This is a genomic window from Amycolatopsis sp. NPDC003731, assembly GCF_053586895.1.
On record NZ_JBSFNC010000046.1, the window covers coordinates 42,592 to 65,126 of the forward strand.

A 22,535-nucleotide genomic window follows, 5' to 3' on the forward strand; every position below is an offset into this window, starting at 1 on the left:
CGGGCGGTGCGCAGCCGGGCGCACGACGCTTCACCAGGTCACGTAAACCCTAACGGTCGCCCTCGTCCGGCTCGACGTCGCCGCAGGTCTCGGTGCCTCCGGTCACAGCCCCGTCCGGGCCGGGAGCGGTTTCGGCGGGTTCTTCGAGGCCGAGTTCGGCGTCGGCCTCGGCTTCGAATTCCGCGTCCTCGGCGGAAAACTCGTCGTCCTCTTCGGACGGCTCTCCGGCCGCTTCGAGTTCCTCGACGGCTTCGGATGCTTCTTCGGGGTCGATGTCGTCGGCGTCCTGGAAGGCTTCGTTGTCTTCGAGCGCTTCGGGCGGCGGCGCGGGCGGCTCGTGCTCGCCGGCGAAGAACGCGACGAACGAGCCCGGGATGACGATCCAGCAGAACGCGACGACCGAGGCGACGCCGACGGGGACGCTGACCGGGTCGAACGGGCCGTCGCCGAGCCGTCCGCCGGCGAGCGTGCCCAGCACGACGCAGCCGAGCGCGACGACGGCACCGGCGACCGCGACCGCGCGGATGCGCTGTGCCGGATCGGCGTCCACCTTGCGCAGCGACCAGCCGGCCAGCGCACCGGCCGCGGCGGGCAGCACCAGCAGCGCCGGCCACCAGGCCGCGTGGTGCTCGGGCAGGCCGCCGAGCAGCGGGACGGCGGGCACGGCGCCGCCGTGGTAGCCGAACATGCCGACGGTGAGCGGCCCGATCGAGAACCCGGGCCCGGTGACGAAGGACAGTGCGGCCGTCACGGCGTTGGGCAGGTACAGCAGCGAGAGCAGGAAGAGCCCGGAACTGGTGCCGAGCCCGGGTTCGTACGTGTCGGACACCGTCGCCCACGACAGCGCGGTCGCGACGGTGAAGACGGCGGCACCGCAGGCCACCAGGACGGCCAGGCTCATCGCGCCGACGCGCAGCCCGCGCAGCGCGAGCGGGTCGAGGCGGTCCGCGACGGCGTCCGGCAGCCCGCACGACCGGGTGATGCCGGCGGCCGAGGCCGCTCCGGCGAGCAGGCCGGGGACCACGAAGGCGGCGAAGGGGTTCGCCGTCACCGGCGAGCCCTGCGCGCAGAGGGCGATGACGAGCCCGAACACCGCGTGCGCGCCGGTGATCGTGAGCAGCACCGGCTGGGCTTCGCGGAACGACCGGCAGCCGAGGCGGCGGGCGGCGCCGGACGCCGTCCGCGCGGCCAGCGCGACCACGCCCAGCGTCGGCAGCAGCGGGAGCATCCCGAGCGGGTGGCCGGCGATGCCGAGGCGCACCTGGTGCGCGGCGAGCCAGCCGGGACCGGCGGCCAGCAGCACGCCGGTGTCGGAGAAGGCGGCGCGGCCGGCGGTGAGGGCGACCAGGGTCAGCACGGTCGCGACGGCGGCGTAGCCGGTGACCAGCGGGCCGAGGGCGGCGGCCAGCAGCACCCGCAGCCGGGACGCCCGGACGGGTTCGGGTGCGCCCACCTCGTCACCCGGCGGGTGGGGTTCTTCGGTGAGCAGATCCATGATCCGCACCCTGACATCCGGGCTGCTCCGTCCGGGTGAGCCACGCCGCCGCCGGGCGCGGGAGCTCACCCGGTCGGGTCTCCCGGACGCGAAACACCCGCTGTGACACGGAGCGTCACAGCGGGTGTCCGGGGTGGGGCTGCGTCAGTTCGACTTGCCGAAGCCGCCGGGCGGCGTGCCCGGGTTCTCCGGCGGCGGCTGCTGGAAGAACGAGCCCTGCTGCGGGGCGTACGTGGTGGCCTGCTGGCCCGGCGGCGGGGTGGTCGACGGCGGGTTGGGCGAGCCGTACTGACCCGGCTGCGAGAACGGCGCCGACGGTTCGCCGGTCGGGGCGACCGGCCCCGGCCCGTGGCCCGGCTGGCCGAACTGCTGGCCCTGCCCCTGCCCCTGCTGGCCGAACTGCTGCTGGCCGTACTGACCGCCGTAGGAGGGCGCGGCGGGCTTCGGCGCCGGCGGCTTGATGACGTCGTGCGCGATCAGCAGCGCGGCGACCGCGGCGAGCATCTGCAGGATGCCCAGGATCAGGATGACGGTGACGATGCCGGGCGAGGTCTGCATCCCGACCAGGGTGTCCAGGACCTCGAGCGCGCCGAGGACGCTGAACAGCGCCGCGAACGGCAGCGTCTTCGGGCCCTTGGGCAGGGCGGTCATGCCAGCGAGCAGGCCGCCGCCGAGCAGGAACGTCCCGCCGAGGCCGACTTCACCGTTGTCGGAGAAGCCGAGGAAGTACTGCACGAGGCCGAGGCCGGCGACGACCAGGGCGAGCAGCAGCGGCAGGTTCTGCGGCAGGCCCGCGCCACCGGCGGACGCCTGGTGCGAGTGCGGCGGCTGCTGCTGCGCCGGGAAGCCACTGGACGGCGGTCCGGGGGGCTGCTGGCCGCCACCCTGCTGGGGGTAGCCGGGCCCACCGCTGGGGAAGGTCATCGGATGCACTCCTGTCGGTTCGACCGGCACCCCGGGCGCGCACGGGCGCCCGGGGAAAGACGAGGCGGCTGGTGTGCGCAGAACGCTAGCGCACTCCGCGGCCGCCAGCCCACCAGACGTGTGAATACCTCGCGCGGTTTCCTACCGAAACGAGGGAGGGCCGGCCACCCGTGTGGGTGCCCGGCCCTACCAGGAGTTACGTCCCGGGCTCAGCCCAGGTTGTTGTACAGCTCACGTGCGAGGACGGCGGTCTCGCTCGGGGTCTTGCCGACCTTGACGCCGGCGGCCTCGAGGGCCTCCTTCTTCGCGGCGGCCGTGCCGGAGGAGCCGGAGACGATGGCGCCCGCGTGGCCCATGGTCTTGCCCTCGGGCGCGGTGAAGCCCGCGACGTACCCGACGACCGGCTTCGTCACGTTCTCCTTGATGTAGGCCGCGGCGCGCTCTTCGGCGTCGCCGCCGATCTCGCCGATCATCACGATGACCTTGGTCTCGGGGTCGGCCTCGAACGCCTCGAGGGCGTCGATGTGCGTGGTGCCGATGATCGGGTCACCGCCGATGCCGACCGCGGTCGAGAAGCCGATGTCCCGCAGCTCGTACATCATCTGGTAGGTCAGCGTGCCGGACTTCGACACGAGGCCGATCGAGCCGGGGCCGGTGATGTCGGCCGGGATGATGCCGGCGTTCGACTTGCCCGGGCTGATCACGCCGGGGCAGTTCGGGCCGATGATCCGGGTCGTGCCGCCCTTGGCGACGGCGTGGGCCCAGAAGTAGGCCGAGTCGTGCACCGGGATGCCCTCGGTGATCACCACGGCGAGCGGGATCTCGGCGTCGATCGCCTCGATGACCGCGTCCTTGGCGAACTTCGGCGGCACGAAGATGACCGACACGTCGGCGCCGGTCTCCTTGATGGCCTCTTCGACGGTGCCGAAGACCTTGAGGTCCTTGCCCTCGATGGTGACGGTCTGGCCGGCCTTGCGGGCGTTGACGCCGCCCACGATGTTCGTGCCGGACTTCAGCATCTTGGTGGCGTGCTTCATGCCCTCGGAGCCGGTGAGCCCCTGGACGATGACCTTGCTGTTCTCGTTCAGGAAGATCGACATCTCACGCACCTGCCGCGGCGAGCTCGGCAGCCTTGTCGGCCGCGTTGTCCATTGTGTCCACCACGGTGACCAGCGGGTGGTTCGCGTCGGCCAGGATCTGGCGACCCTCGACGACGTTGTTGCCGTCCAGGCGGACGACCAGCGGCTTGGTGGCCTCGTCGCCCAGGATCTTCAGGGCCTCGACGATGCCGTTCGCCACCGCGTCGCAGGCGGTGATGCCGCCGAAGACGTTGACGAAGACGCTCTTGACGTCGGTGTCGTTGAGGATGACGTCCAGCCCGGCCGCCATGACCTCGGCCGACGCGCCGCCGCCGATGTCGAGGAAGTTCGCCGGCTTCACGCCGCCGTGCTTCTCGCCCGCGTAGGCCACGACGTCCAAAGTGGACATGACCAGGCCCGCGCCGTTGCCGATGATGCCGACCTGGCCGTCGAGCTTGACGTAGTTGAGGTTCTTGGCCTTGGCCTTCGCCTCGAGCGGGTTCTCCGCGTCCTTGTCCACCAGGGCCTCGTGGCCCGGCTGGCGGAAGTCGGCGTTCTCGTCGAGGGTGACCTTGCCGTCGAGGGCGATGATCTTGTCCTGCGGGTCGCGGACCAGCGGGTTGACCTCGACCAGGGTGGCGTCCTCGGAGACGAAGGTCTCCCAGAGCTTCACCACGACGTCGGCGGCCTCGTCGATGATGTCGGCCGGGAAGTTGCCGGCCTTCAGGATCTCGAGCGCCTTCGCCTTGTCGACACCGGCGATCGCGTCGACCGGGATCTTCGCGAGCGCTTCGGGGCGCTCGACCGCGAGCTGCTCGATCTCCATGCCGCCCTCGGAGGACGCCATCGCCAGGAACGTGCGGTTCGCGCGGTCCAGCAGGAAGGAGAAGTAGTACTCGGACGCGATGTCCGAGGCTTCGGCCACCAGCACGCGACGCGTGATGTGGCCCTTGATGTCGAGGCCGAGGATGGCTTCCGCCTTCTCCTTCGCCTCGTCCGGCGTCTGGGCCAGCTTGACGCCGCCCGCCTTCCCGCGGCCGCCGACCTTCACCTGCGCCTTGACGACGACCTGGTTGCCGATCTGCTCCGCGGCGGTCTTGGCTTCTTCGGGGGTGCTAGCCACCGAGCCCGGCAGAACCGGTACTCCGTGGGCGGCGAAGAGATCCCTCGCCTGGTACTCGTAGAGGTCCACTACTCCAGTCTCCTGACGACACGCCACTGTGGTGGTCCGTTGCCGGACCGCGCTGTCGGACCAGTCGAGGTTAGCGACCTGCGCAGACGCAGGGGACTCCGCACCTGGTGAAGTCGGTCACCGTACGCGGTCAGACGGTGTTCCCGAGGTGTGAGACCGCCCACCGCGCAACCATTCCACGGCTTTTCCGGGGTCTCGGGTGGGGAGGACCCGAACGCCGTTCAAGGCCTCGGCGAGCCCGGGCGGAGGTCCCGCGCCGAGCACGCCGACGGCGTCCGGGTCCTCTTGGTCGGCGGTGGCGCGGAGTTGCTCGAGGGTGTCCAGGGGGCCGGCGTGGATGACTTCCATGCCTTCGTCGCGGAGGGTGCGCGCGAGCGTGATGGCTGCCGGGTCGGGGCGGGCGAACTCCACGAGGAGGACGCGGAGACGTGCGCGGGGTGCGGTGTGGGTGGGTGGCTGGTTGGGGGGTGTGGCGTCGCTCGGCGGTCGGTGGGGGTGAGCGGCGTCGCCCGGCGGCGGGTGCGGGTGGATGGAGTCGCGCGGCCGCGGGTCCGGGTGGGCGGCGTCGGCTGGGGGCCGGGCGCTGGTGGCCTCCAGCCCGTCAGCGTGCACGGCGGTCCCCGGCTGCGGCCATGACGGCGGCGAGCAGGAGCGCGGCCGTTGCGGCCAGCGCGACCCAGAAGCCGGTGGCCGGGCTGGCGCCACCCAGTGCGCCGCCGACTAGCGGCAACTCTGCGGCGTGCAGCGCGGTGAGCAAGGCCGCTCCCGCCAGCAGGGCGGCCGCGGGTTTCGGCCGGGATCGCGTTGCCAGCGCGGCGGCGCCGACGACCACCACGGCCGCCGTCAGTAGTCCCCACGATGGCGTGTCGAGGTTGGACCACAAGCCCGCGGCGACGTAGCCGGGGACGGCGAAGACCGGCAGTCCGAACGCCGCGACCGCCAGGATCGCGCCGGCTGCCACCGGCGTTAGGACGTTGCTATGGCTTGTTCCTTGCCCCGCGTCTTCGCGTTCGACGACTCCGGTTCCCGCGGCGGCGAGTGCGGCCAGGGCGGCGAGGACGAGCGCGGCGAACGTCCAGGCGGCGCCGGCGCCGAGGTCGTAGGTGAAGACGGGCGCGGCCGTGCCCCCGAAGCCGGCGAGGTTGCCGGCCTGGGTGGCGGTCAGAGCCGTGTTGAGGACGGCCGTGCCGGCCAGGACGATTCCGGCCCAGGCGACCCCGAGCACCGGCCGCGCGATGGCGGCGGTCTTCGGGACGAGCACGCCGGCCGCGGGAACGGCGAGCACGAGCGCCGCGACCAGCAGGAACCAGCGCGCGGGACTGTCGGCGGCGGCGCTGACCGGCGTGATGGCGCCCGGGTTCAGCGCCGTGACGGCGACCTGCGGGGCGAAGCCGCCGATCAGCGCGGCGATCGCGGTGGCGAGGCCGAGGACGCCGGTGGTGAGCCGCCACCAGAAGAGGCCGGGGAGCTTGGCGTCGCCGGTCTCGGCCTTCTTGGTGCTTTCGGTGAGCCGCGTGCCCGCGAGGCCGGCGATGACCGCCGTCGCGACGAGGGCGAGGGCGGGGCCCCAGGTGACGTGCAGGTCGGCGCGGAAGAGCCCGGCGAGAACCGGCGGCGCGGCGACGGCGAAGGCACCGGCGGCGAGCCCGCCGAGCGCACCCCGGGCGACCTGCTCGGCCGGAGCGGCGAGAGCGAGCGCGGCGGCCAGCGGCAGGGCGGCGGCGAGGAGGAGGTAGCCGCCGAGGGCGGGCCAGGGGCCTTCGAAGGCGGCGCGGGCGAGCAGGAAACCGTTGTCGGAGTGGACGGGCGCAGTGAGCAGCCCGGCTCCGGCGACAACGGCGAGCAGCGGGACGAACAGCCGCCAGCGCCGTCGTTCGGGTTCGTCGTGGTTCCGGAGGGCCCGCCAGGCAACCACACCGGCGGCCGCGGTCAGGAGGTGCCCGGCGACGAGCAGCCAGAACCCGGCGCCGACGGCGGAGCTGCCGAGGAACCGGTCGGGCAGGTAGAGCTCGGGCCGGATGGTGAGGGGGCCGTTGACGGCGAACTGGAGGTCGAGGACGAGCCGGCCGGGGGCGAGGGCGGCCAGGCCGAGGACGAGGCCGCCGCCTATGCCGGGCTTGTTCCTGGTGGCGAACCAGACGGCGGCGGCCGCGGGGGCGATGGCGAGGAGGGCGAGCCACGGCCAACTGGTGAACCCGGGAGCGGCGGCGGGCGAGACGGGGACGAACGCGGCGGCGGTGAGGGCGGCGGCCCCGAGTGCGGCCAGGGTGAGGGCGGTTTTCAGGGCGGTGGAGGGGTGGGTTTCGTCGGCCCAGGGATCGGCGGGCTCGCCGGGGGTTGGGTGGGCGGGGTTTCCGGCCTCGGTGGCCCGGGCGGCGGGCTCACCGGCTGCGGCTTCGCTGGTGGTTGGGCGCGTGGGGCTTCCGGCTCGGCCGGCCCGGGCGGCGGGCTCGTCGGCTGCGGCTTCGCCGGTGGCTGGGCGCGTGGGACTTCCGGCTCGGCCGGCCCTCGCGGCGGGCTCGCCAGCTACGGCTTCGCCGGAGGCGGAGCGCGCGGGAATTCCGGCCCCGGCGGCGGGCTCGCCGGCTGCGGCTTTGCCGGGGGTTGGGTGCGCAGGGAATCCGGCCCCGGCGGCTGCGGCTTTGCCGGAGGCGGAGCGCGCGGGCTTTCCGGCGCCGGCGGCGGGCTCGCCGGCGGCGGCTTTGCCGGGGGTTGGGTGCGCAGGGATTCCGGCCCCGGCGGGGGACTCGCCGGCGGTGGCTTTGCCGGAGGCGGAGCGCGCGGGGTTTCCGGCCTCGGCAGGGGGCGAGGCGGGCTTGGCGGAGTCGTGCGGAGACGTGGGGGATTTTTGGGGCACGCCGGGTATACGTGCCGCGGCGGGGACGGGGCTCGTCGGCGCGTCGGATTCGGCGGACTTTTCTGGTGCACTGGACACCCCTCCGGCTGCCGGCACCGGCCGCGTGGGTGGGTCGGAGTCGGCCTGGCCAGCCGCTTGAGCAGCGGGTTTTTCGGGTTCGCCCGGTACGCCGGCCGCGGCGGGGACGGGCCGTGTGGGCGCGTCCGGCTCCGGGGTGCTCCGGGCTTCGGCGTCCGGGTTCGGCTCGGCTGGACCGGTGTCGGGCGGGCTCTGGGCCGCTTCGCCCGTGCCTCGCGCCGCGGGGTTCTGGCGGGGGCCTGGGGTGCTTCCGGTGGGGGGCTCTGCGCGTGGGGGCATATTGCCCGCGACGCTAGCAAGTTCGGACCGCGGCGGACCCGTTGGCGGGCGCGAGTCGTCGAAGGTGCTTCAACCCCGCGTCGCAATTCGTTATTCCGGGCTTCGGGGGCTTCCGAGACCCCGTTGCGCCCTCTGGCGGGTCTTCACCACCCTTTCCGCCTGTAAGGCAAGTCACACCGAACGCCGTAAACCCCCTCTAACTTTGGGTGATTTCCACAGGTGAGCGGCGTGGCGGTTCCACCCGATCGGCCGACAGCGGGGGCACGTCTTGCCGACAGCGGTACCCCTTCGTTACTGTCCCGGGGTCCCCATTACAGTCAGGTCACGAAGTAGGACGCCGAGCAAACCACCCCCGAGGTTGGCTCACCGGGTTCCCCCGCCCGCAGTCCTCGACCCGGCTCCCCGACGATGGAAGGCCCTGTCTTGGCTTCACACCGCTCCCCCGGCGGCCAAGCTCCTTCCCCGGCACTGAAGGACGCGCTCGAAGGCGCGGTCGTCCGTGTCCGGGGTGCGCACCGCATCGCCCCGCCCTCTTCGGCCCTTCGCGGCCGTGTCGTGGTTGCCGCTGTTGCGGCTGGTGCGTTCGCCGCCGCTGCTGCGGGCTCGACCCTCAAGACAGTCACCGACTCGAACACCGCCGTCACCCCCCTGGCCAACAGCCAGGACGCCAGCGCTTCGCTGACCGCGGGAGGTGCGGGCTCCGGGGGCGCCCCGGAACTCCTGCCGACCGGCCACGCCGTCGACGCCTCCGCCGAAGCCGCGAAGCTCGCTGACAGCGCTTCTGTCACGCAGGCCCGCGAGCAGCGCGAAGCCGACGCCGCCAAGAAGGCCGCCGAAGAAGCCGCTCGCCCGAAGACCTGCCTGCCCGCGCACGGCACCTTCACCTCGGGCTTCGGTGCCCGGTGGGGCACGAGCCACCTCGGCATCGACATCGCCAACTCGATCGGCACCCCGATCTACGCCGCCTCGGACGGCACCGTGATCGAGGCCGGTCCGGCCAGTGGTTTCGGCCTCTGGGTGCGGATCCAGCTCGACGACGGCACGATCCAGGTCTACGGCCACATGAACAGCTTCTCCGTCAAGGAGGGGCAGAAGGTCAAGTGCGGCCAGCAGATCGCCGAGATCGGCAACCGCGGCCAGAGCACCGGCCCGCACCTGCACTTCGAGGTGTGGCAGAACGGCACCAAGAAGATCGACCCCCGGCCCTGGCTGGCCGCGCGCGGCATCGTTCTCTGATCCGTTCGCTCCCTCCGCGGGAGCAGGCACCAGCAGCGGGACCCCGGCCGTAGAGCGAGCGTCCGCTCCGGCCGGGACAGCGCAGGCGGGCACACCCGGCGCAGGGCGCTGCAGGCACGCGCTCCGCCGAGCCGCTCGGGTGCTGGAACCGGTCACGAGATCAAGGTTCACCGCTGAGGGCCAAACACAAACACCCGGATCGGGTAAGTCTTGGTCAGCGGATGAACGCCGGATGGCATCGCGCTGGTTCGGCGAGGGCGCTTCGCCGCAAACACGGGCCGCACCAAGCGGTTCCGGCGAGTGCACATTTCCGCGAGTGCGGGCCGCGGCAAGCGGTTCCGGCGAGATCGCATCCCCGCGGGCACGAGCCGCGCGGAAGCCGCTGCCGATCACACGGATCACCGGAAACGCCCCAGATCGAGCCGAGAGCAGTCGGGCGACCCGAACCACTCCGGGGCCGTCAACCGCCGCCCACAGGCGCCTCAGCGCCCGAAACGACCTACCGCTGTCCGCCCGGTGAACGGCGGATGAAGTACGCCACCGCGATCTGCCACACCGTGCACAGCTCCGCCGGGCGGCGGACCGGCAACCAACCCCAGGGCACAGCTCCCCGTGCGCCCCCCGCGGAGCGGACACGCGCGGCACTCCGGGCCCTGGTCGTCCAGCGGCGTCCCCGGCCGCAGGTGACACAACGCCCGTCCGCGCCGAGCTCGTGTTGCCTGAGCAACGCTCGCCAGGCGGCGGCCAGCCGGCACGCCTCCGCTCCCGCAGGCGAAGGATTTCCTGAAGCCCCCGAAGGCTCCCGACCCCGATCCGGAACCGTCGACCCCAGGACTCCTCGCAGGTATTTCTGTACCCCTTCGGCCAGAAGCCCAAACAGCACCGCGTCCACACCACACTACCCCCTCCGTCGAACCTTTGTTCGATGACGGGGTCAGTTGTACCGGGCGGGTACGACGATTCCGGCGGCGATCGGGGAGATCGCCGCCGGATTCACTCGGACGAGTGGCGGCCGGGCTAGAGCTTCACCATCGGGACACTGCCGATGAGCATCAGGCGGACCTTGCCCGCCTGGCCGAAGTCGATCGTGGCCGTCGCGCGCGGGCCCACGCCGTCGCAGGAGATCACCGTGCCGAGGCCGTACTTGTCGTGGCTCACCCGGTCGCCGACGTCCAGCTTCAGCGCCACCGTGTCCTTCCAGCCCTTGCCGAACGACGGCGTTCCCGACGAAGACGGCGACGAAGACCGCCGGCCGCCCCAGGTGGTCGCCGCCCGCGGGGTGCCGCGGGAACCGGAACCGAACGAGCCGAAGCCGCTGCTCGACGGCTCCAGCCGCCGCCAGTCGACCAGGTCCGGCGGCAGCTCGTCGAGGAACCGCGACGCCGGGTTCATCGACGGCTGGCCCCACGCCGAGCGCGTGATCGCGCGCGAGACGTACAGCCGCTTCCTGGCCCGCGTGATCGCGACGTACGCGAGCCGCCGTTCCTCGGCCAGCTCCGTCGGGTCGCCCAGCGCGCGCATGTGCGGGAAGACGCCGTCCTCCCAGCCGGTGCAGAACACCACCGGGTACTCCAGGCCCTTCGCGGTGTGCACGGTCATCAGCGTGACCACGCCCGCGCCGCCGTCGCCCTCCTCGCCGCCGTCGGGCGAGGGCACCGAATCCGCGTCCGCGACCAGCGACACGCGCTCGAGGAACGCCGGCAGCGAGCCCGGCGCCGGAACGCCTTCCTCGACGACCAGCTCGGCGTTCTCGTCCGCGACCACCTCGGCGGTGATCTCGGTGAACTCCCGGGCCACGGTGACGAGCTCGTCCAGGTTCTCCACCCGCGTGTGGTCCTGCGGGTCTTCCGACTCCTCGAGCTCGACGCGGTAGCCGGTCTTGTCCAGCACGGCTTCCAGGACGTCGTGCACCTCGGCGCCTTCGGAAACCAGCGTCCCCAGCTCGTCGAGCATCGCGACGAAGCCGCCGATCGCCTTGACCGAGCGCGGGTTCAGCAGCGGCACCCTGCCTTCGGTCGCGTCCCGCAGCGCCTGCGCGAAGGAGATCCGCTCGCGCTCGGCGTGCGTCGCCACGACGGCTTCGGCGCGGTCGCCGATGCCGCGCTTGGGCACGTTCAGCACGCGCCGCAGGCTGACCGTGTCCTCCGGGTTCGCCAGCACGCGCAGGTAGGCGATCATGTCGCGGACTTCGCGCCGCTCGTAGAACCGCACGCCGCCGACGACCTTGTACGGCAGGCCGAGCCGGATGAAGATCTCTTCGAAGACGCGGGACTGGTTGTTGGTGCGGTAGAAGACGGCGACGTCGGAGTAGTCGGCTTCGCCCTTCTCCGCCAGCGCGTCGATTTCGCCCGCGACGAACGCGGCTTCGTCGTGGTCGTTGTCCGCGACGTAGCCGACGATCTTCTCGCCATCGCCCGAATCCGTCCACAGCCGCTTGGCGCGGCGGTTCGGGTTCCGCTCGATGACGGCGTTGGCCGCGGACAGGATCGTCTGCGTGGAGCGGTAGTTCTGCTCCAGCAGGATGGTGTGCGCGTTCGGGAAGTCCCGCTCGAACTCCTCGATGTTCCGGATCGTCGCGCCGCGGAAAGCGTAGATCGACTGGTCCGCGTCACCGACGACGACCAGCTCGGCCGGCTCGACACCGGCTTCGTTCGGCGCCGTCCCGGCCAGCTCGCGGACCAGCGTGTACTGCGCGTGGTTCGTGTCCTGGTACTCGTCGACCAGCACGTGGCGGAAGCGCCGCCGGTAGTACTCGGCGACGTCCGGGAACGCCTGCAGCAGCGAGACCGTGCGCATGATCAGGTCGTCGAAGTCGAAGGCGTTGGCCTGGTTGAGCCGCCGCTGGTACTCGCCGTAGACCTCGGCGACGCGGCGCTCGAGGTCGTTGCCCGCGTTCGCCGCCGCGGTCTCCGGGTCGGTGAGCTCGTTCTTCAGGTTCGAGATGTGCACCGCGAGCGTGCGGGCGGCGTAGCGCTTCGGGTCGATGTCGAGGTCCCGGGCCACCAGGGTGATCAGCCGCTTGGTGTCGTCGGAGTCGTAGATGGAGAAGCTCGACGACATGTCCAGCGTTTTGGCTTCACGGCGCAGGATCCGGACGCACATCGAGTGGAACGTCGACACCCACATGGCGTTCGCGCGGCGCCCGACGAGGGCGGCAACGCGCTCGCGCATCTCGGCGGCGGCCTTGTTGGTGAACGTGATCGCCATGATTTCGCCGGGGTGCACGCGGCGCTGCCCGAGCAGGTACGCGATCCGGCGGGTCAGCACCCGGGTCTTGCCCGATCCGGCACCCGCCACCACCAGCAGCGGGCCACCGGCGTGGGTGACGGCTTCGCGCTGGGCGGGGTTGAGGTCGTCGAGCAGCTCGGCCTGCCCGCCGGCGGCGGGCTTGCGCACAGGGGTCGCGGCGGGGAGATCGAAGAGGGTGTCCATCGTGGCGTCCACGCTACCCCGGGTGGGTGCCGGCCCGGCAAAGTCGTCGGGTGTGTCCGGGCGCGGTTCCCGTACGGCGGCGGGCGTACCGCCGGATGTCGCCCGGCGTCCGACGCGCGGCGGCCCCCGCGCGCGGAGCATCGGTGGACATGGAAGACACCAGCTCCGCCCGGATCCGGGCCGCCGACGCCGATCGCGAACGCGTCGCCACCACCGTCCAGACCGCCGGCTCCGAGGGCCGGCTCACCCTCGACGAGGTCGAAGAGCGCCTCAGCCGCGTCTACGCCGCGCGGTTCACCGACGAACTCGCCGCGCTGACCGCCGACCTGCCGCGGCCGGCGCCGCCGTCGCCCGGTTTCCCGTTGAGCCGGGCCGCGCTGCGGCGGCACCCCGCGCTGCGCGTCCACGCCGCCGTCGTCGCCGCGATCGCCGCGCTGGTGCTCATCCGCTGGGTCGTGCTGGGCGCCGGGTTCTTCTGGCCGGCCTTCCCGCTCTTCTGGCTCGGGCTGAGCCTCCTGGTGCACGCCCGGGTGCGCTCGGTGCGGGAGCGGCTGCACACCGCTGTGCCATACTGATCTCATGCGGCACCACGCGGAGCGATTTTTTTACGGGACCCGGACTCCGGCTCCTGTGATCGCGTAGTGCCCGAACCGCCATCACGCCAGCCCCGGAGTCCACGGACCCCGGGGCTGTCGCCGTCTCGGGGCCGGGTCCGGGTCTCGAGGAAGAGGTCCCGATGAACGCACACGCGACGAACGCCGACGGCCAGCCCGCCGAACACACCCCCGCGGGCGACGACATCGCGGCGCTCCGGCAGGAGATCGACCACCTGGACAAGGAGATCCTGCGGCTGGTCAAACGCCGGGTCGAGGTGTCCAAGACGATCGGGGCCGCGCGGATGGCCGCGGGCGGCACGCGCATCGTCTACAACCGCGAGATGGACGTGCTCGCGCGCTACCGCGAGCTCGGCCCGGACGGCCGGCAGCTGGCCATGGCGCTGCTGAACCTGGGCCGCGGGCGGCTCGGCCGGTAACGGTTGCCCGAATTCGGGGACTTCCCCGAGGCACCGGCGGCCCCCGTGCGGGCAGACTGGAGCCATGGACTGGCTCGTGAACCTCATCGCCGTCATCGTCGCGCTCGCGAGCGTGCTGGCCGCGCTGGGCCATGTGGGGTATTTGGCGTTGCTCAACAACGCGGCGGGCAAGCGGGCCGGGGGCACTCCGGTCGCGCAGTACGTCAAGAGCAGGTGGGCTGTTGCCGGCGGTACCACCGCGGCCTCGCTGTTCGCCTGGTTGCTCACGGCCGGGGGACCGACGCTGGACGTCTTCGCGATCATCGTCGCCGCGGGTAGCGGTGTGGTGGCGACGAAGGCGCTGCAGTCCACGCGGGACCGTTACCGCACGGGAGGCTGAAAGCCCTGATCAGGGGCGATGGCGCTGCGTGAAACTTCGCAGCGTCACCATCGCCCGTTCGGTCGCGCCCGACCGAGTGAAACCTCTGCAACTTGCAGGTTTGGGGGCGACTTTCTCCACCGGATGCTCCTAGGGTTGACGTTGTGAGGACCCTTGCGTCTGGGTCGGGCGATGCCCGGGGGACGCGCGGGGGCAGTGGCCCCGCGCGCCCGCTGTCGCGTGCGCGTGCATTTGCGCAGTATTCCGAACGGGATTCCGCGCGTGAGGGTGCTCCGATCGGGTCGTCGTGCCGCCGGATGGCGTCAGGACCGCACCGCCGGGTGGTCGAGCCCACATGAGCCAAGGCACGGAGTTCCACGGACGCGGTGCGGCGCCCGCTCATCCCGGGCGGCACCGGCGCGGCGGCGCGGAGAGCTGGACGCCGCCGTTGCCGCAGCACCGCCCGGTGCGGCACCACGCGGCCGGTGCGCCGGAGCCGGGGTTGCGGCACGCGCCGGAGGGTGGTGGCTACGGGTTGCCGCAGCCCGGCCTTCGGTACGGGCCCGGCGAGACACACGACAGCGGGGCCAACGGGTTGCCGCAGCCCGGCCTCCGATACGGGCCCGACGAGACCCACGACAGCGCGGCCTACGGGTCGCCGCAGCCCGGCCTCCGATACGGGCCCGACGAGACCCACGACAGCGCGGCCTACGGGTCGCCGCAGCCCGGCTTCCGATACGGGCCCGACGAGACCCACGACAGCGCGGCCTACGGGTCGCCGCAGCCCGGCTTCTCATACGGGCCCGGCGAGGCCTATGCCTTGCCGCACCAACCTCACGGTGGGCCGTCGGATGGCCGTTGTCACCAATACCCCGCCGAGATCTCCGGCTTCTCCGGCCGGCTGGCCGGGCCGGAGGTGGACAGCCGCCCTTTTCGGGGCGTGAGCGCCGAACCGGATGCGCCCGTTTCCGGGCTGCTCCCCCTTCCGCAGCCGCGTGACCGGCGGCCCGCCGCTCCGCTCTTCCCGGCCGCGCACGGGAGTCTCCCGATCGGCGACGAAGACAGCGAGCCGGACGAAACGCCGGTCGCCGAGACCCATGCCGAGCAGGTCGCCCGGCGGACGCGCGTCTCGCTGGCCGCCCCCGCTCCCCGGTGCGTCGACCTCGACGAAGACGACGTCCGCGTCTACTCCGCTCCTCCCATCGACGGCCTCGGCGGCTTCACCATCGGGTCCGTGCCCGCCTCCGTGACGCCACCCAAGACCTGGCGGAAGGCGGCCTGGTTCGCCACCGGCGCGTCCGGTGCCGTGGTCGTCGGGCTGCTGTGCGCCGGGTCCTTCCTGGTCGGGAAGCCGCCGGTGGACCAGGCCGTGCAGGGCGCCTGGCCCGGCTACCAGGGCGTGCCGACGATCGCCGATCCCACCGGGGAACACCGGCCGCCCACGCAGGGCGGCTCCGGGGCCGGGCCGGAGAGCGCCGCGCCGCCGGAAAGCGGGAAGGCCCAGAGTGGCGGGGGTGGCGGGCCGGTCGACGACGCCACTGCCCCGGCCGACACCGGCGCCGCCTCCCCCGGCACCTCGACCACCGGCCCCGCCGTCCCGAGCGCGGCGCCGCGGAAGCCGCCGGTCACGCCCGCCCAGCGCGAGACGCCGGTCAAGCCGCCGTGGTGGTACTCCTTCCCGCCGGACGCCCAGACCATGGGGGACAACTCGGAGAAGTTCTTCAACACCGTCACCACCGACCCGGCCGCGGCGTCGTCGGTGACCACCGGACGGCTGCACGACCAGGGGCCGCAGGCACTCGCCGACCGCTACGCCGGCATCGCCTACTTCGAAGTCAAGAAGGTCAGCATCGACCAGCAGCGCGGCGTCACCGTGAACACCGTCGAAGTCACCCACACCGACGGGACCAAGACGGTCGAGGAACGCATGCTGACCTTCGGCGACGGCGACAAGATCACCGCTGACGGCCAGTAGCCGGACCTGCACGTGCGGTTCGCCCGTTCCGATGCACGTGCGGTGCGCCGAGCGGTTATGCCTGGTCCGGGTGGGTGACATAAGCTGCCGCTCGTCGTATCGCGACGGCATTCCGGCGACAGAGCCTGGTGGTCGCCGTCCGCACAGGGTTACCTGACGACAACGAATCCGGAAACCGGCCACGAGTCGGCCGACCGGACCAACGGGACCCCGGCCGAACGGCCGAGTGCCCGTCCCCGGAACCCAGAGCGAGGACTTTCGTGCTTGATCGGCAGCGCACACGGCGTGAGTCACCCCACGCCGTCCGCGTCGAGGACGTCATCCCGGCCGACATCCTGGACGGTGTCGCCGACGCCGACCGCGACCACCTGGAGCAGGTCTTCCGCGACCCGCAGCGGTTCCTGCCCGCCCGGACCGAGCCGGTCCGCGAGCCGGAGCAGGCCGAAGAGGCCGGCGAGCCGGAAAGCCGGTTCGCGCGCCGCGCGAAGTTGACCGGGCTGGTCGCCGCGGGCGCGCTCGTCGCCGGTGCCGTGGTCGCCGCGCCGATGCTGACCAGTTCGCACCGCGCCGCCGCCCCGTCCGGCGGGCAGTCCACGCCCGCCGGGTTCACCGGCGCCGCGGAGCTCGGCGGCCTCGCCGTCCCGCAGCACCAGGCCGGCGGCAGCGCGCCGGAGCGGCACAGCCCGGCGACGTCGCAGGCCGAGGACACCCCGTCCGCCCGGCCGGCGAACGGCACCCCGCGCAGCCAGCCCACGCCGGCCGCGGCCGACCCGGTCCCGGACAAGGCCGCCGACGCGCGCAGCGCCAGCCGCAAGATCCAGGCCGTCAAGGACTTCTACGCCGCGATCGCCCGCGACCCCTCCGGCGCGTTGGCGCTGCTGAGCCCGGCGCTGGTCGACGGCACGGCCGGCGAGCTGGTCCGCACCTGGAGCGCGATGGACGCCATCGACGTCCAGGAAGCCGACACGCAGATGCAGCCGGACGGCTCGATCCTCGCGGTCGCGACGCTGCACCGGCCGGACGGCGCCCTGGTGCGCGTCACCCAGTTGTTCCGGGTGGCTGACACCGGCGGGCTGATCACCGAAGCCGAGCTGGTCTCGGCCCAGTACATGTAGCCCACGGCGATCACCCCTTCACCCCTGGTTCAAGTGCCCGTGCCGGATTCGTGTGCGCAGAGTGAGCGCCTAGCCTTGTCACGGGCCGGTCTCGGAAAAACCGGCTCAGAGCCCACGACATGTGCATACGCTCCAGCGAAGCGGCGTGCTCGTGGCCGCGTCACCAGGCACCGATCCGCACGCCCTGGTGAAGCCGGAGCCCAAAGGGAGGTCGCGTGAGCGACGAGGGTCGTCTGGTCGCCGATCGATACCGCATCGTCGGCCGGATCGGCACGGGCGCGATGGGGGCCGTCTGGCAGGCGCACGACGAGGTCCTGGGCCGCACCGTGGCCATCAAGCAGCTCCTGCTCCAGCCGCACCTGGACCAGCACGACGCCGAGGACGCCCGCCAGCGGACGATGCGCGAGGGCCGGATCGCGGCCCGGCTGCACCACCCCAACGCGATCTCCGTGTTCGACGTCGTCACCGACGACAACGGGCAGCCGTGCCTGATCATGGAGTACCTCAACTCCACCAGCCTGGCCGCCGTGCTGCAGGAGCGCCGCACGCTGCCGCCGACCGAGGTGGCGCGCATCGGCGCCCAGGTCGCCGCGGCGCTGCGCGAGGCGCACGCGGTCGGCATCGTGCACCGCGACATCAAGCCGGGCAACATCCTGCTCGGCGGCAACGGCGTCGTGAAGATCACCGACTTCGGCATCTCCCGCGCCAAGGACGACGTCACGGTCACCAAGACCGGGATGATCGCCGGCACCCCCGCCTACCTGGCCCCCGAGGTCGCCATCGGCGGCGAGCCGGGGCCGGAGTCCGACGTCTTCTCCCTCGGCTCGACGCTCTACGCGGCGTGCGAGGGCCAGCCGCCGTTCGGGCTGTCCGAGAACACGCTGAGCCTGCTGCACGCCGTCGCGGCCGGGCAGATCAACCCGCCGCGCCAGTCCGGGCCGCTGGCCAGCGTGCTGGCCGTGCTGCTGCACCCGGAGATCGAGCACCGGCCGACCGCCGAGGAGTGCGAGGAGCTGCTCGCGGCCGTCGCCCGCGGCGAGACGCCGCTCGGCGGCCCGGCCGACGAGACCATGATGGCGCCGTCCGCCGGCGTCCTCGGGGCGGCAGTCGCCGCCGACCCGAACGCGACGCAGATGTTCGACGAGATCCCCGCGGGGCACTCGGGCACGCTGCTCGGCGGCGGCGGTGGGGCGCCGACGCAGGCCGTCCCGTTCTACGACGAGGACGACTACCCGGAGGCCACCGGTTACCCGGAGGACGACTACGACGGGTACGACCACTACGAGGACGACCACCGCGCGGCCGGGGGCGTCCCGCCCGGCCTGGCCGCCACCCGCGCCGTCCCCGTGCCGCCGCACGAGCAGGGCGGGTACGAGGACGACTACGACGATTACGACGACGAGCCCCCGCCGCCCCCGGTCCGGTCCCGTCCGCAGATGAGCCCGGTCGACGACGACGAGGGCAAGCCCGGCGCCTGGAAGCGCCCGGCGATCATCGGCGGTGTCGTGGTCGTGGGCCTGGTCGCGCTCGTCGTCTGGCTGCTGAGCCCGAACAACCCGGAGGCACCGGCCGCGCCGGTGTCCAGCAGCAAGCCGTCGCCGGTCGCGACTTCGGAGACGCCGACACCGACCTCGACCGACGAGGTCAGCACGGCCGACGTGCCGCCTCCGGTGACCGAGTCGACCTCGTCGTCGAAGAAGGCCACGACGTCGCGGAACACCGAACCGGCGACCACCACCCCAAAGTCGACGACGCCGAAGACGACGACGCCGAGCGAAACGTCTGCCAGTAGCTCGCCGCCGTCGTCCCCGCCGGAATCGACTCCCGCGACCGGTAACAACTGACAGCCCGAGGTATGTGTTGAGTTCCGAAGGCACCATCGTCGGCGGCCGGTTCCGGCTGGACCAGCCGATCGGCCGCGGCCGCGCCGGCATCGTGTGGCTGGCGTTCGACACGCGGCTGTTCCGCACCGTCGCGATGAAGCGGATGTACCTGCCGGTCGGCGCGGGCGAACGCGCCGAGCAGGCGCGCGCCGCCGCCATGCAGGAAGGCAAGGACGCCGCCCGGATCGAGCACCCGTGCGCGATCAAGGTGTTCGACGTGCTGCCGGACGGCCAGGACGTCTGGCTGGTGATGGAGTACATCCCGTCGCGCAGCATGGCGACGTTCCTCGCCGAGCACGGCCGGCTCACCCCCGACCAGGCGGCGCAGCTGGGCATCCAGCTCGGCAACGCCCTCGCGGCCATCCACGGCGCCGGGTTCGTGCATCGCACCCTCGAGCCGGGCACCGTGCTGCTGGCCGATGACGGCGGCGTCAAGCTCACCGACATCGGCATCAGCGGCGGCGGGCCGCACGCGGCGTACGTGGCGCCCGAGGTCGCGCGCGGGCTGCCGGGCACGCCGGCGGCGGACGTCTTCTCCCTCGGCGCGACGCTCTACACCGCCGTCGAAGGTGTGCCACCGTTCGGGGACGACGGCCAGTCGTCCGAACGCCCACCGCAGAACTCCGGTGTCCTGACCGAAGCGCTGCGCAAGATGCTGCGCCTGGACCCGGACACGCGGCCGACGATGGCCGACACCGTCCACTCGCTGAAGGCGATCACCGAAGGCCGCGAAACGGCGTTCATCCCGCCGACCGCGCCCGGGATGCAGCCGCCCCCGCCCCCGCCGCCGCCCTTCAACCCGGGTCTGGCGGCCGCGGGGCCGCCGATGCCGCCGTCGGGGCCGCAGTTCCAGCAGCCGATGCCGGTGTCCGCGCCGCACTACGCCGGGGCGGAGGAGACCCAGCGGATGCAGCCGGTGGCGCCGCCGCCGACGCAGTACGCGCCGCGGCCGGTGCCGGGTGGCCCCCAGCAGGCCCAGGCCCCGGCGTGGAACCTGCCGGTGTCGAAGAAGACGCTGGTCACCGTGGCCGCGATCCTCGCCGCGGTGCTGGTCGGCATCCTCGTCACCGAGCTGTTCTTCGTCTAGGCCACCTTGGCGGTCGCCGCGCGCATGGCGGCCAGCAGCGTGCGGACGGCCGGGTGGCCCGAGGCCCGCGAAGCGACCGCGGCGTGGATCGCGCGGACTGGTTCGGGGTTGCGGATCCGGCGGACGACCACGCCCGGGTGCTGCGCGCCGAGCCCCAGCTCGGGGATCAGGCCGACGCCGATGCCGGCGGCGACGAACCCCTGCGCCGTCTGGTAGTCCTCGGACTCGACCACGATGTTCGGCGCGAAGCCGGCGGACGCGCAGGCGCCCTGCAGGATGTCGCGGCAGATGCCGGGCAGGCCGTCGACGCCGACCCAGGGCTCCTCGGCGAACTCGGTGAGGTCCAGCACGCGCTTGCGGGCGAGCGGGTGGGCCTTCGGGAGCACGGCCCGGTACGGGTCGTCGAGCAGGTGCACCAGCTCGATGCCCTTGGCGGGCGGGGTCTTGCGGGGGAAGACGGTGATCGCCACGTCCGCGTCGCCGGATTCGACGTCGAGGATCGGGTCGTCGAGCTCGACCAGCTTGAGGTCGAGGCGCACCCCGGGGTGCTCGCGGCGGACCGCGGCGATGGCGGGCGGGACGAGCGACGCGCCGGCGGTGGCGAAGTAGCGGATGGCCACGCGCCCGGTGCGGCCCTCCTTGAGCTCGGTGAGCGCGGCTTCGGCCTTGGCGAGCTCGGCGCTCAGCGTCTCGGCGTGCTCGGACAGCAGCGCGCCCGCGGCCGTCGGGCGGACGCCGCGGCCGACGCGTTCGAGCAGCTCGGTGCCGGCTTCGCGTTCCAGCGCGGACAGCTGCTGGCTGATCGCGGACGGCGTGTAGCCGAGGTTGCGGGCCGCGGCCGTGATCGACCCGCTGGTGATGACGGCACGGAGGACCTGCATGCGGCGGACGTCGAGCATGCCCCGATCGTACAGCTCAGCTTAAGTGTTCCTGCAGTTAATTTCGCTTGTCCTTACGTCTGGTCCGGGCGAAGCTGGCCTCGGCTGTCGAAGGAGGACTGGGGTGGGCGAGACGAAGACCCTGCTCAGGATCGGTGCGCTGGCGCTGATGTGGGGCTCGAGCTTCTTCTGGATCAAGCTGGGGCTGGGGATGTTCTCGCCGGTGCAGCTGGTGCTGGCGCGGCTGGTGCTCGGTGCCGCGATGCTGCTGGTGCTGTGCCGCCTGCAGCGGGCGCGGCTGCCGCGCGACCGCCGGACGTGGGGCCACCTGGCGGTCGCGGCGTTCTTCCACAACGCGCTGCCGTTCCTGCTGTTCGCGATCGGCGAGACGACGGTCGATTCGGGCATCACCGGCGTCCTCAACTCGACGACGCCGCTGTGGGTGCTGCTCGCGGCGCCGCTGATGGGGACGTCGTCGCGGATGACGGGGACCCGGCTGGCCGGGCTGGTCGTGGGTCTCGGCGGGATCCTGCTGATCTTCGCGCCGTGGCAGGCGTCGGGGCTGTTGAGCTGGGGCGCCCTGGCGTGCCTCGCGGCGGCGGCGAGCTACGGCTTCGCGTTCGTCTACGAGGGCAAGTACCTGTCTTCCTCGACGTCTTCGCCGTACGCGATCTCGGCCGGGCAGATGCTCCTGGCCAGCGGGATGCTGGTTCTCGCGCTGCCGGCGGGCGGGTTCGCGCCGGTGCACGTGTCGACGGGGCCGCTGCTGGCGGTGCTGGTGCTGGGCATCGGCTCGACGGGGATCGCGTTCGCGCTGAACTACCAGCTGCTGGCGAGCGAGGGCGCGGTGGCGGCTTCGGTCGTCGGGTACCTGTTGCCGGTGGTTTCGGTGCTGCTCGGGGCGGTGTTCCTGGGCGAGCAGCTGCACCTGCGGGTGATCGCGGGGATGGTGGTCGTGCTCGGCGGCGTGGCGCTGACGCGGCTGCAGAAGCCGGAGCGAGTGGTCGCGGCCGGGCCCGGTGACCAGGCTGATGAGCTTGGTGACGACACCACCGGGCGTGCGTCGCGGCCGCTCGCTCCCCTGGCGGACTGACCCCTCACTGGTGGACGTTGGGGGGTGGACAGGCGTATGTGTCTTGTCTGCACCCCGGGTCTGCCGGGTCACTGCCGGGCTGAGGGTGTCACCCCGATGGGGATGACCTGGCTGAGAGTTGCAGGGCCTGGCAGCCCGGGACGTGCAGATCGGCCATAGGGCTTTGCGCCCAGGCTTGCCGGCCTGGAGCGCCTCAGTGAGCGACCGACCGTCACGTCCCGGACCGGAGTGCTGATTTCCGTGGGCTGACGGAAAGGAGCACACCATGGAGGCTACGCCCGCGTTCGCCGGAATCGACTGGTCCTGGCAGCACCACGCAATGTGCATCGTCGATGCTGGCGGACACCGGATCGCCGAAGCCACCCTCACCCACTCCCGCACCGGGCTGAGCACGATCACCGCACTGTTGTCCCGCCACGGCGTCGCCCGGGTCGGGATCGAGCGGAGTGACGGGCCGGTGGTCGAGCACCTGCTGCGCGCGGGCTTCGAGGTCGTGGTCATCTCGGCCAGGCAAGTCCGGTCACTGCGGGCCCGTTACGGC

Annotated in this window: 17 protein-coding genes; 10 read left to right on the forward strand and 7 right to left on the reverse strand. The window is 72.6% G+C overall.

What is annotated here, in order from left to right; genetic code table 11:
- Window positions 1–49: 49 nt before the first annotated feature.
- From ACWDN5_RS20960 to ACWDN5_RS20980, 5 genes are all read right to left on the reverse strand, one after another.
- The gene (locus ACWDN5_RS20960) at window positions 50–1,504 is read right to left on the reverse strand and encodes a cell division protein PerM (protein WP_449677465.1); all 1,455 of its coding nucleotides are present in this window, start codon (window positions 1,502–1,504) and stop codon (window positions 50–52) included.
- Window positions 1,505–1,639: 135 nt separating this feature from the next.
- Entirely contained in the window at window positions 1,640–2,419 is a 780-nt protein-coding gene (locus ACWDN5_RS20965; RefSeq protein ID WP_310967532.1) for a DUF5336 domain-containing protein, read from the reverse strand.
- Between the two features lie 209 nt (window positions 2,420–2,628).
- Entirely contained in the window at window positions 2,629–3,519 is an 891-nt protein-coding gene (sucD, locus tag ACWDN5_RS20970) for a succinate--CoA ligase subunit alpha (RefSeq protein WP_310967533.1), read from the reverse strand.
- A gap of 1 nt (window position 3,520) precedes the next feature.
- Window positions 3,521–4,690, reverse strand: coding sequence for an ADP-forming succinate--CoA ligase subunit beta (gene sucC / locus ACWDN5_RS20975; protein WP_310967535.1), 1,170 nt, complete (start codon window positions 4,688–4,690; stop codon window positions 3,521–3,523).
- Between the two features lie 601 nt (window positions 4,691–5,291).
- Window positions 5,292–7,547: a hypothetical protein gene (locus ACWDN5_RS20980; protein WP_449677466.1), complete on the reverse strand. Its 2,256-nt coding sequence runs from the start codon at window positions 7,545–7,547 to the stop codon at window positions 5,292–5,294.
- A 912-nt stretch (window positions 7,548–8,459) separates the two neighbouring features.
- Here ACWDN5_RS20980 and ACWDN5_RS20985 point away from each other — a divergent pair.
- The gene (locus ACWDN5_RS20985; RefSeq protein WP_310967538.1) at window positions 8,460–9,140 is read left to right on the forward strand and encodes a M23 family metallopeptidase; all 681 of its coding nucleotides are present in this window, start codon (window positions 8,460–8,462) and stop codon (window positions 9,138–9,140) included.
- A 1,017-nt stretch (window positions 9,141–10,157) separates the two neighbouring features.
- Here the strand turns inward: ACWDN5_RS20985 and pcrA are convergent.
- Complete coding sequence (gene pcrA, locus ACWDN5_RS20990) at window positions 10,158–12,572, reverse strand: DNA helicase PcrA (RefSeq protein ID WP_449677467.1); 2,415 nt, start codon at window positions 12,570–12,572, stop codon at window positions 10,158–10,160.
- A gap of 149 nt (window positions 12,573–12,721) precedes the next feature.
- Between pcrA and ACWDN5_RS20995 the strand changes: the two genes are divergently transcribed.
- The 7 genes from ACWDN5_RS20995 (at window position 12,722) to ACWDN5_RS21025 (ending at window position 20,023) form a co-directional block, all read left to right on the forward strand.
- A complete protein-coding gene (locus ACWDN5_RS20995) occupies window positions 12,722–13,147 on the forward strand; it encodes a DUF1707 SHOCT-like domain-containing protein (RefSeq protein ID WP_449677468.1) in 426 nt (141 codons plus the stop codon).
- Window positions 13,148–13,308: 161 nt separating this feature from the next.
- Entirely contained in the window at window positions 13,309–13,605 is a 297-nt protein-coding gene (locus tag ACWDN5_RS21000; protein ID WP_310967542.1) for a chorismate mutase, read from the forward strand.
- 64 nt (window positions 13,606–13,669) lie between these two features.
- Entirely contained in the window at window positions 13,670–13,984 is a 315-nt protein-coding gene (locus ACWDN5_RS21005) for a hypothetical protein (RefSeq protein ID WP_310967544.1), read from the forward strand.
- 334 nt (window positions 13,985–14,318) lie between these two features.
- On the forward strand, window positions 14,319–15,938 hold the full coding sequence (locus ACWDN5_RS21010; RefSeq protein ID WP_449677469.1) for a hypothetical protein: 1,620 nt from the start codon (window positions 14,319–14,321) through the stop codon (window positions 15,936–15,938).
- 260 nt (window positions 15,939–16,198) lie between these two features.
- Complete coding sequence (locus ACWDN5_RS21015) at window positions 16,199–17,053, forward strand: hypothetical protein (RefSeq protein WP_449677470.1); 855 nt, start codon at window positions 16,199–16,201, stop codon at window positions 17,051–17,053.
- A gap of 215 nt (window positions 17,054–17,268) precedes the next feature.
- Window positions 17,269–18,897 carry a serine/threonine-protein kinase gene (locus ACWDN5_RS21020; protein WP_449677471.1) on the forward strand — a complete coding sequence of 543 codons (1,629 nt, stop codon included), beginning with the start codon at window positions 17,269–17,271 and terminating at the stop codon, window positions 18,895–18,897.
- A gap of 16 nt (window positions 18,898–18,913) precedes the next feature.
- Window positions 18,914–20,023: a protein kinase domain-containing protein gene (locus ACWDN5_RS21025; RefSeq protein ID WP_449677472.1), complete on the forward strand. Its 1,110-nt coding sequence runs from the start codon at window positions 18,914–18,916 to the stop codon at window positions 20,021–20,023.
- Here ACWDN5_RS21025 and ACWDN5_RS21030 read toward each other — a convergent pair.
- Window positions 20,020–20,922, reverse strand: coding sequence for a LysR family transcriptional regulator (locus ACWDN5_RS21030; RefSeq protein ID WP_449677473.1), 903 nt, complete (start codon window positions 20,920–20,922; stop codon window positions 20,020–20,022). The genes ACWDN5_RS21025 and ACWDN5_RS21030 overlap by 4 nt on opposite strands.
- A gap of 103 nt (window positions 20,923–21,025) precedes the next feature.
- Between ACWDN5_RS21030 and ACWDN5_RS21035 the strand changes: the two genes are divergently transcribed.
- Both ACWDN5_RS21035 and ACWDN5_RS21040 read left to right on the forward strand, forming a co-directional pair.
- The gene (locus ACWDN5_RS21035; RefSeq protein WP_310967556.1) at window positions 21,026–21,994 is read left to right on the forward strand and encodes a DMT family transporter; all 969 of its coding nucleotides are present in this window, start codon (window positions 21,026–21,028) and stop codon (window positions 21,992–21,994) included.
- Window positions 21,995–22,259: 265 nt separating this feature from the next.
- On the forward strand, window positions 22,260–22,535 hold a 276-nt coding region (locus tag ACWDN5_RS21040), incomplete at its 3' end, for an IS110 family transposase (protein ID WP_449677474.1).